Source organism: Methylomonas sp. 2BW1-5-20 (genome assembly GCF_052474515.1).
In genome coordinates this window covers 3,207,609-3,222,026 of record NZ_CP184127.1, presented here as the reverse complement: position 1 = coordinate 3,222,026, position 14,418 = coordinate 3,207,609, and the positions used below count along the sequence as shown (strand labels likewise).

12 protein-coding genes are annotated in these 14,418 nt (G+C 54.0%); 10 read left to right on the top strand and 2 right to left on the bottom strand.

Annotated elements, in window-relative coordinates; all coding sequences use genetic code 11:
- The first annotated feature begins 235 nt into the window (after window positions 1-235).
- The 5 genes from ACH50O_RS14780 to ACH50O_RS14760 all read left to right on the top strand — a co-directional run bounded on the left by ACH50O_RS14780 (window position 236) and on the right by ACH50O_RS14760 (window position 8,173).
- Window positions 236-2,266, top strand: a complete 2,031-nt coding sequence (locus ACH50O_RS14780) for a TonB-dependent receptor plug domain-containing protein (protein WP_446808539.1) — start codon at window positions 236-238, stop codon at window positions 2,264-2,266.
- 28 nt (window positions 2,267-2,294) lie between these two features.
- A complete protein-coding gene (locus ACH50O_RS14775; RefSeq protein WP_446808538.1) occupies window positions 2,295-3,383 on the top strand; it encodes a lipocalin family protein in 1,089 nt (362 codons plus the stop codon).
- Window positions 3,384-3,517: 134 nt separating this feature from the next.
- Window positions 3,518-4,210: a YfiR family protein gene (locus ACH50O_RS14770; protein ID WP_446808537.1), complete on the top strand. Its 693-nt coding sequence runs from the start codon at window positions 3,518-3,520 to the stop codon at window positions 4,208-4,210.
- Between the two features lie 4 nt (window positions 4,211-4,214).
- The gene (locus tag ACH50O_RS14765; RefSeq protein WP_446808536.1) at window positions 4,215-7,250 is read left to right on the top strand and encodes a response regulator; all 3,036 of its coding nucleotides are present in this window, start codon (window positions 4,215-4,217) and stop codon (window positions 7,248-7,250) included.
- The gene (locus ACH50O_RS14760; RefSeq protein WP_446808535.1) at window positions 7,247-8,173 is read left to right on the top strand and encodes a diguanylate cyclase domain-containing protein; all 927 of its coding nucleotides are present in this window, start codon (window positions 7,247-7,249) and stop codon (window positions 8,171-8,173) included. The genes ACH50O_RS14765 and ACH50O_RS14760 overlap by 4 nt, the downstream gene beginning before the upstream one ends.
- A gap of 42 nt (window positions 8,174-8,215) precedes the next feature.
- Here ACH50O_RS14760 and ACH50O_RS14755 read toward each other — a convergent pair whose 3' ends face one another.
- On the bottom strand, window positions 8,216-9,070 hold the full coding sequence (locus ACH50O_RS14755; RefSeq protein ID WP_446808534.1) for an SIR2 family protein: 855 nt from the start codon (window positions 9,068-9,070) through the stop codon (window positions 8,216-8,218).
- 208 nt (window positions 9,071-9,278) lie between these two features.
- Window positions 9,279-9,830 (bottom strand): hypothetical protein, encoded by a 552-nt coding sequence (locus ACH50O_RS14750; RefSeq protein WP_446808533.1) that lies wholly within the window; start codon window positions 9,828-9,830, stop codon window positions 9,279-9,281.
- Between the two features lie 149 nt (window positions 9,831-9,979).
- Here ACH50O_RS14750 and ACH50O_RS14745 point away from each other — a divergent pair, with 149 nt between their 5' ends.
- The 5 genes from ACH50O_RS14745 (at window position 9,980) to ACH50O_RS14725 (ending at window position 14,300) form a co-directional block, all read left to right on the top strand.
- Complete coding sequence (locus ACH50O_RS14745) at window positions 9,980-10,462, top strand: YajQ family cyclic di-GMP-binding protein (RefSeq protein ID WP_446808532.1); 483 nt, start codon at window positions 9,980-9,982, stop codon at window positions 10,460-10,462.
- Between the two features lie 84 nt (window positions 10,463-10,546).
- The gene (locus tag ACH50O_RS14740) at window positions 10,547-11,203 is read left to right on the top strand and encodes a TlpA family protein disulfide reductase (RefSeq protein ID WP_446808531.1); all 657 of its coding nucleotides are present in this window, start codon (window positions 10,547-10,549) and stop codon (window positions 11,201-11,203) included.
- Window positions 11,204-11,549: 346 nt separating this feature from the next.
- Window positions 11,550-13,106 (top strand): helicase HerA-like domain-containing protein, encoded by a 1,557-nt coding sequence (locus ACH50O_RS14735; protein ID WP_446812156.1) that lies wholly within the window; start codon window positions 11,550-11,552, stop codon window positions 13,104-13,106.
- 82 nt (window positions 13,107-13,188) lie between these two features.
- Window positions 13,189-13,563 (top strand): VOC family protein, encoded by a 375-nt coding sequence (locus tag ACH50O_RS14730; RefSeq protein WP_446808530.1) that lies wholly within the window; start codon window positions 13,189-13,191, stop codon window positions 13,561-13,563.
- 50 nt (window positions 13,564-13,613) lie between these two features.
- Entirely contained in the window at window positions 13,614-14,300 is a 687-nt protein-coding gene (locus tag ACH50O_RS14725; protein ID WP_446808529.1) for a helix-turn-helix transcriptional regulator, read from the top strand.
- Window positions 14,301-14,418: the final 118 nt, after the last annotated feature.

Here is a 14,418-nt window from a genome sequence, read left to right as displayed (position 1 = left end):
AACAGCGGGATACCGCTGAATTCCAAGCAGGATGCACTGCTAAATTCCCAATCCCGGCACGCATTTTCGGCCGACGAAATGTGATAGCCCTCAAAAAACGCAACGAATTTTCCGTTGTTTGTCTGTTGGAAGCCTCTTATCCCGGTTTAGCGACTATCTTGTAGAGGGCTTTCCGGGAAGAGTATTGCCAGTTAAATCTTCAAGGCTACTTCGTCCTCTTAATAAAAATTAAAAAATGAAATCAACGATGTGGCTAAAGTGCCGGTTTCAAATGCAAGTGACGAATCCTTTACAGTTATGCCTATTGGGCGTAGCGCTTAATCTTTGCCCTGAATTTGGCGCGGCCGCGGAGGCGGCGCCGGATATTGAGACGTTTTCCATTAACGAGCTGATGCAAATGGAAGTATCGTCGGCTTCCCGAAAATCGCAAACGGTATCCGATACCGCGGCGGCGGCATTCGTCATCAGTCAGGAAGACATCCGTCGTTCCGGTGCGACCAGTATTCCCGATGCGTTAAGGTTGGCGCCAGGCATCGAAGTGGCGCAAATCAACGCCAGCGTCTGGGCAGTTACCGCGCGCGGCTTCAATGGCCGTTACGCCAATAAATTGCTGGTCTTGATGGACGGCCGCTCGGTTTATACCCCGTTATTTTCCGGTGTGTTCTGGGATTTGCAGGACACCATGATGGAAGATATCGAACGCATCGAAGTGATCCGTGGTCCCGGCGCGGTGATGTGGGGCGCCAACGCGGTTAACGGCGTGATTAACATCATCACCAAAAAAGCCAAGGACACCCAAGGCAATCTGTTCGTGGCCGGCGGCGGCAACCAGGAGCGCGGCTTCGCCGGTTACCGGTACGGCGGCCGCGTCGGCGACGACGGCAGTTATCGCGTATATGCCAAAACCTTTGAGCGCAATACCTTCGTTAATGCGGCCGGAGAGAGGCTGCATGACGACTGGCGTTCGGTGCAGGGCGGTTTTCGCATCGATGACCGTATTTCCAACGATAGCCGCTACACTTTGCAAGGTGACGTCTACCGCAAAAATGTCGGCAACACGGTGCCGGCGCAGACGGTCGTGCCGCCGTTTAATACGCCGTTCAATGTCGACGACCACGCCGAAGGCGCCAACTTGTTGGGCCGTTGGGAGGGCAACTTCAGCGATGGTTCCGAGTTTATGTTGCAGGGCTATTACGACCGGGTTAATTTCAGCGCGGCGGCGCTGTCCGACAGCCAGGACATGCTGGATATCGATTTTCAACATCGCCTGCATCCCAACTCCGACCACGATTTGATGTGGGGCGCCAGCTACCGCTTCATTCATAGCGCGGCAACCAATAGCGCGGCAATCTCCTTCAATCCGAACAGTCTGGGATACCATAACGGCAGCGTTTTCGTGCAGGACGACATCACACTGATCGACGACACCTTGCGCCTGACCTTGGGTACCAAACTCGAAGAAAGCCATTTCGGTAATACTCAGGTGCAACCCAATGCCCGCTTGATGTGGACGCCGGACCCAAAACATTCGGTGTGGGCGTCGGTTTCCAGAGCCGCGCGCACCCCGTCCCGCGGCGAAGCGCAAGCCAATATTGCGCTGGGCAGCGCCCCGCCGCCGTTCACGATGATTCAGGTAATAGGACAATCCGATCCGAAGTTACGGGCTGAAAAAGTCTTTGCCGCGGAAATTGGTTACCGGACGCAATGGACCGACAAGTTTTCGACCGACATTACGGCATTCAGTAACCATTACACCGATCTGATTATGTTTCGCCAGGGCGTGCTCGACTTCGCAACGCTGACGCAACCGATGATCTGGTACAACAACAGCCGTGAAGTCACCACCCGCGGCATCGAAATCGCCAGCGAATGGCAAGTATTGGACTGGATGCGCTTTACCGGCAATTACAGTCACCTGAAAATCGAAATGCCCTATGATGCCGCCAATCCGGATACCGCCGGCCTCAGTCCGCGCCACCGCGGTTCGCTACGTTGGCAAATGGATTTACCGGAAAAAGTCAAACTGGACCTGACCTTACGCCACGTCGGCAAGTTGGCCGGGGTCGGCCAGGAAGTTCAGGCTTATACCACCTTCGATGCGCGTCTGGCTTACGAACCCTATACCGGCTTGGAGCTGGCGGTTATCGCCCAAAATTTGTTTTCCCCCAGACATCCAGAATATCACGATTCATCGGCCATCTCCTTGCCCGGTAGCGCGTTGGAGGTCCCTCGTTCGATCTACGGCAAGCTGAGCTGGCGTTTTTGATTTTTTCAACCCCTTAAGAGTATTGACGATGCGTAAACTATGGAAAAAGCTACCCTGGATTATTGCCGCAATTTTATTGGTAATAGGGCTGATCAAGCCGCCGCTCTTGCCCTGGATGCTGCTGCTTCTGGTGGTGGTTGCTTTTCTGTTCCTGCCGAGGCGCGGTTTGATCGGCCCGGTGGAACTGCCGGCCGACGATGCATTTTTACCTAGCGAACAAGTGCAATGGTGGTATTGGACCGGTCACTTGTTCACCGACGACGGCCGGCGCTTTGGCTTTGAAATCGTGTTTTTTTCATTCGACAGTTTGGTGATTTTTCGCGATCAACTGGTGCAGGCGGCAGTCACCGACGTGAACGGGCAGCGTTTTTCGTTTGAAGAGTTCGTCGAGTTTCATCTGCCCAATCGCACGCCGAACGGCTTCAATCTGACTTCCGGCGCTGACAATAAAGTCACCGCAATCGGTGGCGACGGCCACGATCGCTTGTATGCGCAAGTTGGCGATTACGTGCTGGATTTGGAACTCAAGGCGACCCAGGCACCGGCCTTGCATTATGGCGGCGATGCCCACCCCTATCGCTTCGGCGGGTATACTTATTACTATTCGCGGCCGAAAATGGCGACAACGGGTACTATCAGCATCGGCGGCCAAAGCTTTCAGGTTAGCGGTAATAGTTGGTTTGACCGCCAATACGGCGAGCTGTATCAGGCAATTCAGCAAGGTTGGCAATGGTTTGCGATCGAACTGGAGGATAACCGGCAAATCATGTTGTTCGACTTCAAGGGTGGCGACAGTTCGGTAGAAAAATCCGGTTCGATCACCGATGCCCAAGGCCAAACCATTACGCTGGCCGCTCACGAATTTGCGGTGACCGTACTCGGCGAATGGGTAAGCCCTCACACCGGTTGCTCATACCCCTCAGGCTGGGAAGTAGAGGTGAGAGGGGAGAAATTTACCGTACAGCCATTGGTGCAAGATCAGGAATTGCACGCGCAGCACATGATCTGGGTCGGTCCGGTATACTGGGAGGGCGCGTGCAGTGTGGCCGGCGCGACCGCCGGTCAGGCCTATGTGGAATTAAACGGTTTTTGCCGCTGCCCCGGCAGAGGCGGTTAGCATTCGCCGTAAGTTTTGCTTTCTTGGGTAGGGGCGCAAGAGCTTTTTGCTCTGCGGGTTTGCGCTTCTACCGGTACAATCCAAAGCGGACGCCGTTTGTCGGCTCCTCAAATTAATCTCATCGCAAATCGGCCTTGTCGTTTTTTAACCAAAACATGATGCATAAAGGACAACGCATACAACGCGAAACGATAGGCCGAAAAGGTCTGCGGCAAGCGTTAGGCGTACTGCTGGGAGTTAGCAAAAATATCCTGCCTTGGACTTTTTTGGCGCCGTACCCCAGGCGCTATATGCTTTTTAAATTAGTTATCTGCTGGTTTTGCCTGTTACTGCCTTGCGGCTGGCAGGCAATGTCCGCCGATAGTTTGTCGGAAGCGCAGATCAAAGCGGCTTATCTTTATAATTTTGCTAAATTCGTGGAATGGCCGGCCGAGGTGTTGCAGCCCGGTGCCGATATTTTGCTCTGTGTGGTCGGGAATAATGTGCTGGACGGCGAACTGCAAGCCTTGGACGGCCGTAAGGCCGGCGAGCGTCAGTTGCGGGTTGTGCAACATAGTCATACCGATCTTAATTTGCAGGGGTGTCATCTGCTGTTCCTCGGCAGTTCCGAGCAGCAGCGTTTCCTGGTGACCCTGAAAACCCTGCGCGACGCGCCGGTGCTAACGCTGTCCGACATAGAGGATTTCGCGGAAAAAGGCGGCGGCATAAGTCTGCTGTTTCGCGACAACAAGGTAGTGTTTGAAGTCAATTTGGAACCGATTCGTAACGCGCGGCTACATTTGCCGGGCCAGTTGTTGAATATCGCATCCTATGTTTACGGGAGATAGTTTGGTGCGCGCCCTACCCAATTTTTCCAACTGGTCCCTGCGGCGAAAGCTGGTATCCATCATTATGGTGAGCTGTGCGGTTTGCCTGTTCGTTAGTCTTTCGGTGATGGTGGTTAGCTCGGTAGTTAACCGTTACCGGGAAGTGCTGCACGAACTGTCCAGTTTGGCCGATGTTTTGGCCGAGAACGGCCAAGCCGCATTGGTATTTTCCGATAAGCAGGAAGCCGGCAGGTTGCTGGTGTCCTTGAAAGACCGGCCGGAAATCGTCTCCGCCTGGATGATGTCGGCCGACGGCGAGGCGTTAGCGTCCTGGAGTCGGTCGAGATCGGTCCCTGAAATATCCATGGATTACCGGCGGCCGTTCCGCGAATTGCATACCGATTTTTGGAGCCGGCGCGCCGAGTTGTTCACGCCGGTCGTCAAAAATACCGAATTGGTCGGATATGTGTTGCTGCAAGCCGACTTTACCGCGCAATGGAACGATCAATTGGCCGATTTGGGCAAGGGATTGGGTGCGGCGGGGCTGGCGTTGATATTGGTGTATCTGCTGGCGATTCGTTTGCAGCGCATTATTTCCAGGCCAATAGAAGAACTGGCCGAAGCCGCGCGCCTGATCGCCGAAGATAAAAACTACAGTTTACGCGTCGTACAACGCGATCGGGATGAAATTGGCGACTTGGTGCAAGCATTTAACGCAATGTTGGGCGAGATTCAGGTGCGCGACGAAAATCTGACCGGTCATCGTGATCGCCTGGAGGCGGAAGTCGCGCAACGAACCGTCGAATTGTTACAGGCCAAGGAGGAGGCGGAAGCGGCTTCTCGCTCCAAAGGCATGTTTTTGGCAAACATGAGCCATGAAATCCGCACGCCGATGAACGCCATCATCGGGTTGTCGGATCTGGCTTTGAATAACGATTTGTCGCCCAAACTCCGGGATTATTTGCAGAAAATTCATACTTCTTCCTTGGCGCTGTTGGCGATTACCAACGATATTCTCGATTACTCAAAAGTCGAAGCCGGACGCATGGAGTTGGTGGCCGATGCGTTTAGTCTTGAGGAATTGCTGGAAAACGTGCTGAATCTGTTCATCGTTCGCGCCGAGGAAAAAGGTTTGGAATTGGTGTTGGAGCTCGATTCCGCGGTGCCGCCACTATTAATCGGCGACGCCTTGCGTTTGGGGCAGGTGCTAAACAATCTGGTCGGTAACGCGGTGAAATTTACCGAGAGTGGAGAGATTCACGTCAAGGTTTCGCAGGTCTCCAATGCGCACGGGCACGTAAAGCTGAGCTTTTCGGTACGCGATACCGGCATCGGCATGACCATGGAACAGCTTGATCTGTTGTTTCAAGCTTTTACGCAGGCCGACGGTTCCATTACCCGCCGCTTCGGCGGAACCGGGCTAGGCTTGGCCATCAGCAAGCGGCTGGTGGAAATGATGGGCGGGGATTTGATAGTACAAAGTCAGGCCGGCGAGGGCAGTCTATTCGAGTTTACCTTGCTGTTACCCTATCCGGTGGAACAGACGGTGCGGCAACTTCCCGCGCATTTGCAAAGCATGCGGGTGCTGATCGTTGACGACCTGGATATTTCCCGGCAAATGCTGCGCGACATTTTGTTGGCCTGGGGGTTTCAGGTAGAGGAAGCGGCGTCAGGCGACGAGGCACTGGCCCGATTGCGGGCGGCAAACGATGCCAAGCAGGATTTCGAATTGGTATTGCTGGATTGGAAAATGCCGGGCTTGGATGGCTTGCAGGTAACGCGCGAGATTCGGGAAATGGTGCGCCGCACGGAAATTCGCAATGCCCCGGTGGTAATCATGGTAACGGCGTTCAGTCGCGAAAAATTGTTGAATGCCGCCGGCGATATCATCCCCGACGATATTCTGGTGAAGCCGGTGATGCCTTCGACACTGTTGGATGCGTTGACGAGGTTGCAGGGGGGTAAGGTCGATTTGACCGCCGAACGAGTCCGGCCGCAGCTAGGCAGCATGGCAGCTTCGATCAGCGGTGCGCGTATCCTGTTAGTGGAAGACAACGAGGTCAATCAGATCGTGGCGCGCGAATATCTGGAAAGTTCGGGCTTGCTGGTGACGGTGGCCAATAACGGCCGTGAAGGGGTCGAAGCGGTCCGAAAAATGCGCTTCGACGCGGTGTTGATGGATCTACAAATGCCGGAGATGAGCGGTCTGGATGCCACCAGACTGATTCGTCAGGACCCGCGTTTTGCCGATTTACCCATCATTGCGATGACGGCGGCGGTACAGGAGCGGGAGCGTAACGATTGTTATGCGGCCGGCATGAACGATCATGTCGGCAAGCCGGTATTGCCGCAGACCTTGATGGCGGCGCTGATCCGCTGGATCAAACCGTCGGCGCCGGGCCTGCCTAGTTATCCTTCCGTCCGCAAATCCGCTACGGCAATTTCCGCTTTGCCTGACGAACTGCCGGGGTTCGATATGGCGTATATTCGCGCCATAATCGGCGACGACACCGCCAAATTGCAACGCCTGTTTGGATCTTTCAGGGACAAGTTTGCCGATGTGATGGTAAGGATACGGCTTATGCTGGGCGACAACGATAACGAGCAGGCCGCGGTATTGCTGCACAACTTGAAGGGGGCGGCCGGGGTGCTGGGCGCGGTGGAGTTGAGCCGGGTCGCGGCGGGCTTGGAAGATAGCTTGCTTAAGGGGGGGGCGGTCAATGGCGAAATGGCGTCTTGCGAGGGTGCATTGGCCGCCACCCTGCAAACTATTGCCGAGTTGACAGCGAAGGAGACTATTGCCGACAACGGTTACGATTCGCCGAATTGGGAGGCCGCGAGAGAGCTTGTCGTTAAATTGCATACCTTGCTGGAGGGCAGCGACTTTGTGCCGCTTGAATTGCTGGAACTTTTGAAAAAAGCTTTGCCTGGCCCGAGTACCCGCAAACTGTTGCGGCAGATAGAAAAACAGGTCGGCAACATCGATTATCGGGCCGCGCGAATCAGCCTCGCGGAGCTGGAAGCCGGCATTTCACAATATCTACAGAGAGGATCGTCATGACTATCGAACCCTCCAAACCCTTGATTTTGATCGTCGATGATACGCCCACCAATATTCAGGTATTGGCGGAAAATCTGATCGATGACTATCGGGTGAAGGTAGCCGTCAGCGGCGAGGCCGCGCTGGAGACAATCGCCAGACAGGGACCGCCCGATTTGATTCTGTTGGATGTGATGATACCCGGCATGGACGGTTACGAAGTCTGTCGCCGACTGAAAAGCGACCCGCTCACCAGTGCGATTCCGGTGATCTTCGTCACGGCAATGAACGCGGCCACTAACGAAGAGTATGGCTTAAACCTGGGCGCAATGGATTACATAACCAAGCCGTTTTATTTGCCGGTGGTTAAAGCCCGTATCCGAAATCATATCCGTCTGAAGCAAATGACCGATATATTGGAAGCGATGGCCTGGATGGACGGTTTGACCGGTATCCCCAACCGCCGGCGTTTCGATCAAGTATTGGAAAATGAATGGAAGCGGGCGCAACGCAATCAGATGCCGCTGGCCTTGATCATGGCGGATGTCGATTATTTTAAGGCCTATAACGACTGTCACGGTCATGGCGCCGGCGATATTTGTCTGCGGCAGGTGGCAACGCTGCTGGCGGCGTCGGTAAGCCGCTCCGGTGATTTGGTGGCGCGTTACGGCGGCGAAGAGTTTGTGATGTTGATGCCGGACACCGACGTCGATGGTGCGCAACGCATTGCCGAGATGCTGTGCCGGCGGGTAGAAGCTCAGCAAATTCCTCACGCCAGTTCCAGCGTGTCGGCATGGGTAACGATCAGCGCGGGTTATGCGGTGTTGATTCCGGACTTGCAGCAAGCGCCATCGATATTGCTCGATGAAGCCGATAGCCGGCTGTATCTGGCCAAGGAGGCGGGCCGTAATTGTGCTTACGGTGTTGTAAAAACAGCGGCGTAGCCTAACTCGCACTCAAGCAGTCGGGCCACGCCGTTTATTGTACTAAGCGGCGACTGCGGCGGCCTGTACCGTTTGCAAGAAGTCTTTACAGTCGGCGTTGATCAGTTCAAAGCCCATTTTCTCGCTGAAGCGTTTTTCCTTGTCGGTTGGGTTTTTTCGCAGGAACCAGCCTCTATGCTCGTCGGCGCCGTAAACGATGTCGCTCATCACCATGCGCTCGGAATCGCGATTCAACGGCAGCCCCAACAGCAGGTATTTTTTGCCCTTGCGGTATTCTTTTAAAAAGTCCGGAATCGCAAAACCGCCCATCAGCTCGGTAATGTAATCGACATAGTCGGCATCGGAAGCGATGTAATTGGATTCCGGTTTCGGCGTACCCATCGGTTTAAACAAAATTGGTAGATTTTTATCGACTTGTTCCTGCGGAATTTCGAAATAGCTGCTGCCGTCGTAATGATAAATTTTGAAACGATAAGCGGTAGCCACTATCCTGGCCACGCCGACGATCAGGGTGTGCTCTTCGTCGGCATAACTGTCTTGCAGTTGAGTGTCGCGGTTAACGTCTATCACGTATTTGGGCCGCCATTCCTTTAGCCAATCGTGCAGAGAGGCCCGTGTGTATTGAATTTGACCGTAAGTCTTGTCAAGAAACTGGGTGACGTAGTTGCGGCCGCGCTTCAATTCCTGATTCATCGCCGCGCGCGGAAACTCGTACATCAGTTTCGGCGCCATCGGTTTGCCGCCGTTCATTGCCAAAATCAGGCTGTCGCTGTCGGCCGGCATCGGTTCTCGGGTCAATTTACTTTGGGCGTCGAAGACTGCCCCCGGCCCCAGATAAGGAATGACTTGGTTATCGTACAAGCCGCTTAGGATTTCAGTAAAAACAGTGCTCGACATAATGCGCCTCAAAAAATGAACAGTAATGTCTAGGCAATGCAAAATTCAATCCAGTTTGTTTGTAGGCGTCCTAAGCCTTTGGCTGTCTAGGGTAGGGGCGATTTTGACGGCCGAAATCGCGGCAACAACCGTACGAATTGGCGGTGATTTGTCGTAAGCCCGACAATCGTCAGCGAAACTTGTTTCCTCGGCAGCGGCTGGCAAGTCGCTAATGCCAGCCACCATACTGGGTAGTTGGATCGCCGCGAAATCCGGACGTGGTTTTATTCGTATCCGGAACGTGCGCGATACTTTCGGCGGCCTGCACCATGTTGCTGTGGGTATAACCGCCCATGGCCTTGGCTTGTTTGGCGATGGTGGTGGTAGTTGGGTTGATGTCGTACTTGCTGGCGTCGGGCTGGATCACCACGCTGATTAATTGTTCGTCTTTCGCCGCATTGGGGCTAGGGGCATAGTGCAAAATCACAGGTAGCACGGTACCGGCCGGAACCTGAATTTCGTAACGCTGGCTGTTGTTCAATTCGGTGCTGGTCAGCGCTTCACCGCTCGCCGTCAGTAGTGTGACGATGCCGGTTTTGATCGGACCGGCGTTATTACTGACTGCGCCGAGCAGCGATGTTGCGCGTAAAGATTGTTTGACGACGGCTTTGCTGGTGGCGTTGGATTTCGGTTGTTCCCGGCCGCAACCGGTCAGTACGGCGCTGCTCAGCAAGCTGAGGCCGCTAATCAAGATTAGGCTCAAAGTAGTCGGTGTTTTCATGAATGTCTCCGTTGGCGTGAGCTTAAGATACCCGCACCAGGCGTAACCGACAAGTGGGGTGACGTCGCGGGGATAGCATTAGATAGCAGTTGAATAATGCCGGTAAGGCCGTTATAGTTGCCCAACTTTTATACTTGTAAATCAATGCTATGCCATCATTCGACATCGTTTCAGAACTCGACAGCCACGAAGTGACCAACGCCGTGGATCAAGCCAATAAAGAAGTGTCCACTCGCTTCGACTTCAAAGGCTCAAATGCCTGTTTCGAACAACAAGACGACAGCATATTGATGAAGGCCGAATCGACTTTTCAACTGCAACAAATGCTGCCGATTTTATATGCCAAGATGGGGAAGCGTGGCATCGACATTTCCAGTTTGGAAAGCGGCAAAATTCAGGATACCGGCAAAACCGCCCAGCAAAGTATTGCCCTGAAGCAAGGTGTGGGTACCGATCTGGCGAAAAAAATCGTCAAGCTGATCAAGGATAAGAAACTAAAAGTTCAGGCCGCGATCAATGGCGATAAGGTGCGCGTGACCGGTAAAAAGCGCGATGATTTGCAGGAGGTTATCCAAATGTTACGTACCGAAGATCTGGAGCAACCGCTGCAATTCAATAACTTTCGCGACTAAGCTCGGCTGTATGGCTTTGCGCGGTCGTCGAGCCTTAAGCAGTCTTCCGGTCCGTTAGTTAGGTAAATCTGTCCGGGGAGAGCAATGACAACAGTAAAGATCGGTCAGCGAGTGCCGCCACTGTCTGTTTCCGAATGGGTGCGGGGGACGCCTGTCAATTTCGAGCGCTTGCTCGGTCAAGTGGTGCTGGTGGCGGTGTTTCAAGTCAACTGCCCCGGTTGTTTCCTCTCCTGCCTGCCGCAGGCCCTGGCTTTAAAACAGCGTTATGCCGATAGTGGTTTGACGGTATTGGGTCTAGCGACCGCGTTTGAGGATTTCGATAAAAATAACCTTGAAAACTTAAAACGTCTGATCGACACCGGCGAAGTCGTCGGGGAAACTCTGCGGGTGTTAAGCGGACGCGGTTTGCTGCGGGACGGCAAGTTACCCTACGAAATCGATTTTCCGGTGGCGATGGATAGGTTGACCAAGCGGGAGTTCGGCAGCATCGAAAGCGAAATAGATGCTTTTATCAGTCAACGCCTGAGCGATCTGGAGCAAGAGATCGGCCTGCGTCAGCCGCATGTGCGCGCACAAGTAAAACAGTATTTGCAAACTCTGGAGTTTCACGCGGAAACTTTCGAGTTTTTTCAGTTGCAGGGAACGCCCTCTTATATTTTGGTCGACAGAGCCGGCTTGCTGGCCGCTTGTCGGTTTGGGGCTTATCCTGAACTGGAAGCCGATATTCTTAAGCTGTTGTAACAATACTCAGAGCATACCGGCTGAGTGGAACGTTGGAAAGTCCGTTTGCGCCGTCATGAAAATTAAGGTCGACATCCCTGTCTATTGTTAACATTTTTAGCGAGCCAAACATCTCCGTTTCCGGTTGAGTTAGGCCGGGGTCAAGCAGTAACGCTTTGATTCTACGAATTGTCTAAGTCAACACGGTTACCAATCGGTGAAAGAATGAAGTAATGTAATACAAGCTTATTCGGTCATTTGCTGATCCGGCGCCAATCTAAAAATTAAAGGCAGCTGTTTGTTCTTCTAGCCCAAAGTACCGTGGCTCGTGGCCGAGCACGTTGACGTATACCCAACAACTTCGGTCATGGTATGGTTGCGCGATTTTTATCGTCGTCGATTTTTTCAGGAAACACTCATGACCGAACCCTTGCTGATCGCCAAATCCCAATCTGCCGAGCTTTGTCTGTTGCCGGCCATGGCCAACCGCCACGGCTTGATTGCCGGCGCTACCGGTACAGGTAAGACCATCACTCTGCAAACTCTGGCCGAAGCGTTTTCGCAAATCGGTGTGCCGGTCTTCATGGCGGATGTAAAAGGGGATTTGTCTGGAATCAGCCGAGCTGGCGGCGGCAATGCCAAGGTTGAAGCGCGGCTGGCCGAGCTGGGTATAACCGCCAATTATTCCGCGATGCCAACCCTGTTTTGGGACGTGCTGGGTAAAAAAGGCCACCCCTTGCGTTCGACCGTGTCGGAAATGGGACCATTATTGTTGGCGCGGATGCTGGATCTGAACGAGGTGCAAAGCGGCGTTCTCACCGCAGCCTTTAAAATTGCCGACGACAATGGCTGGCTGTTGCTGGACTTGAAAGACCTGCGGGCCTTGCTGCAATACGCCTCAGAAAATGCCTCGGAGCTGTCCGGCGAATACGGCAGCATCTCGGCGGCCAGCGTTGGTGCGATTCAGCGCGGCTTGTTGCAACTGGAGCACGAAGGTGGCGAGAACTTGTTCGGCGAGCCGGCTTTGGATTTCAACGATTTCCTGCAAACCGACGGCGGCCGGGGCGTTATCAATATTCTGGCTGCCGACACCCTGTATAACTCGCCGCGCGTTTACGCCACCTTGTTGCTTTGGCTGTTGTCCGAGCTGTTCGAAAATCTGCCGGAAGCTGGCGATTTGGACAAGCCCAAGCTGGTGTTCTTCTTCGACGAAGCGCATTTGCTGTTCAACGATGCCCCGGCCGCATTGCTGCAAAAAATTGAACAAGTGGTGCGATTGATTCGTTCCAAGGGCGTTGGAGTGTATTTTGTCAGCCAAAACCCCTTGGATATTCCCGATGTGATCTTGGGACAGCTTGGCAACCGCGTGCAGCACGCTTTGCGCGCTTTTACCCCGCGCGATCAGAAAGCCGTGAAAGCGGCGGCGGAGACTTTCCGGGCCAATCCGGGTCTGGATGTCGAAACGGCCATAACCGAACTGGGCGTCGGCGAAGCCTTGGTATCCTTCCTGGACGAAAAAGGCAAACCCTTGCCGGTACAGCGGGCGATGATCAAGCCGCCAAGCTCCCATGTCGGTGCAGTCAGCGACACCGAACGTCAGGAGTCTATCAGCACGTCGGTGATCGCTGGCCATTACGAAAAGCAGGTCGATCGCGAATCGGCTTACGAAATTTTGAAAGGCCGCGCGGAAAAAGTTGCGCCTGCTGAGCCTGCCAGCGAGAGCGGCGATTCCGGATCAGGTTTCAATTGGGGCGAAGTGTTGTTGGGCGGCGTCGGTGCCGCTATCAAATCCCGGCGCGGCCGCAGTGGGGGACAAAGCGTGCTGGAAGCGGCCGCGAAAAGCGCCGCACGCAGCATCGGCCAGGAAGTGGGCAAGCAAATCATACGCGGGGTGTTGGGTTCGCTGTTGGGTGGTCGGCGCTAACGCATAAAACATTGCTGACATAACGCTGTCAGGAGGGCTGTTTTAGGATGACGGCTCTTTTAACCACAACGAGGAGAACATCATGGTCAATAACTTAGCAACTTGGTTTGAATTACCCGTCAACGATATGCCGCGCGCGCAGGGTTTTTATCGCGGCGTTTTGAATGCATCGTTCAAAGAAGAGGAAATGAGCGGCTATCAAATGGCGATTTTTGAATCGGAAGAAGGAGCTGTCAGTGGTATGTTGATCTTGGGTGAACACTATCAACCTAGCGCGACCGGCGCGGTGGTGTATTTCAACGGCGGCGCCGATTTGAATGAGCCGCTGGCCAAGGTGGAGGCAAATGGCGGCAGCGTGTTGATGCCAAAAACACCCATCCACGATGGCGAATGTGGCTACTTTGCGATGTTACTCGATAGCGAAGGTAACCGTGTTGGTCTGTATTCCCAAGCTTAAAGGTCAATAAAACCGGCGGGCAGTTTCACTCTTGACTGCCCGAACTGCTGATGCGCCGCGCTGATCGTCTATTTCAAATCGTACAAATCCTGCGTAACCGCCGGCTGGTTACCGCCAAGGCGCTCGCCGAGCGTCTGGAGGTTTCCGAACGTACCATTTATAGAGACATCCAGGTATTAAGCCTGTCCGGCATTCCTATCGAAGGCGAGGCCGGCGTCGGTTATATGCTGCGCCACAGTCTTGATATTCCACCCATCATGTTCAGCGCCGCCGAACTGGAAGCCTTGGTAATCGGCGCACGGATGGTGAAAACCTGGGCCGGCAAGGAGCTTGGCCATTCGGCGCAGTCGGTGCTGGACAAGGTGACGGCGGTAGTGCCGGCTGAACTGCGCGAGCAACTGGAGCGCAGCAAATTATTCGCGCTGCGTTTTTCGCAGCGCGAAGATTTGGATGTGACCATGGACATTTGCCGCAAGGCGCTGGACGGCAAGCGCTTGCTGTCCATGGATTACCGCCGTGCCGACGGTACCTTCAGCCAACGGCGGATCAGGCCGCTGGGTTTGTATTTTTGGGGCAACGTCTGGACCTTGGTGGGCTGGTGCGAACTGCGCAGCGACTTTCGCAATTTCCGGCTGGATCGTATCCTGCGCGCGCTGGTGCTGGACGAAGTGTTTACCGACGACGCCGGCCAAACCTTGCAGGATTTTATTCGGCGGATGCAGTGTTTGTCGCAATGAGATTTTCCGTATGGTAATGATTCGGGTTGCCGAAAATCAGGTTTTCTCTATCATGTCTGTTTAAATCGGCGTTCTTGCCGGTGTTTTTCATTTCATCGACTCTCTACTGCTCCTGACT

What these genes read in the sequence shown, in the direction of transcription:
- ACH50O_RS14780 (WP_446808539.1), top strand. Translation starts at nt 236, where the DNA reads ATGAAATCAACGATGTGGCTAAAGTGCCGGTTTCAAATGCAAGTGACG.
- ACH50O_RS14775 (WP_446808538.1), top strand. Translation starts at nt 2,295, where the DNA reads ATGCGTAAACTATGGAAAAAGCTACCCTGGATTATTGCCGCAATTTTA.
- ACH50O_RS14760 (WP_446808535.1), top strand. Translation starts at nt 7,247, where the DNA reads ATGACTATCGAACCCTCCAAACCCTTGATTTTGATCGTCGATGATACG.
- ACH50O_RS14755 (WP_446808534.1), bottom strand. Translation starts at nt 9,070, where the DNA reads ATGTCGAGCACTGTTTTTACTGAAATCCTAAGCGGCTTGTACGATAAC.
- ACH50O_RS14750 (WP_446808533.1), bottom strand. Translation starts at nt 9,830, where the DNA reads ATGAAAACACCGACTACTTTGAGCCTAATCTTGATTAGCGGCCTCAGC.
- ACH50O_RS14745 (WP_446808532.1), top strand. Translation starts at nt 9,980, where the DNA reads ATGCCATCATTCGACATCGTTTCAGAACTCGACAGCCACGAAGTGACC.
- ACH50O_RS14740 (WP_446808531.1), top strand. Translation starts at nt 10,547, where the DNA reads ATGACAACAGTAAAGATCGGTCAGCGAGTGCCGCCACTGTCTGTTTCC.
- ACH50O_RS14735 (WP_446812156.1), top strand. Translation starts at nt 11,550, where the DNA reads ATGGTATGGTTGCGCGATTTTTATCGTCGTCGATTTTTTCAGGAAACA.
- ACH50O_RS14730 (WP_446808530.1), top strand. Translation starts at nt 13,189, where the DNA reads ATGGTCAATAACTTAGCAACTTGGTTTGAATTACCCGTCAACGATATG.
- ACH50O_RS14725 (WP_446808529.1), top strand. Translation starts at nt 13,614, where the DNA reads ATGCGCCGCGCTGATCGTCTATTTCAAATCGTACAAATCCTGCGTAAC.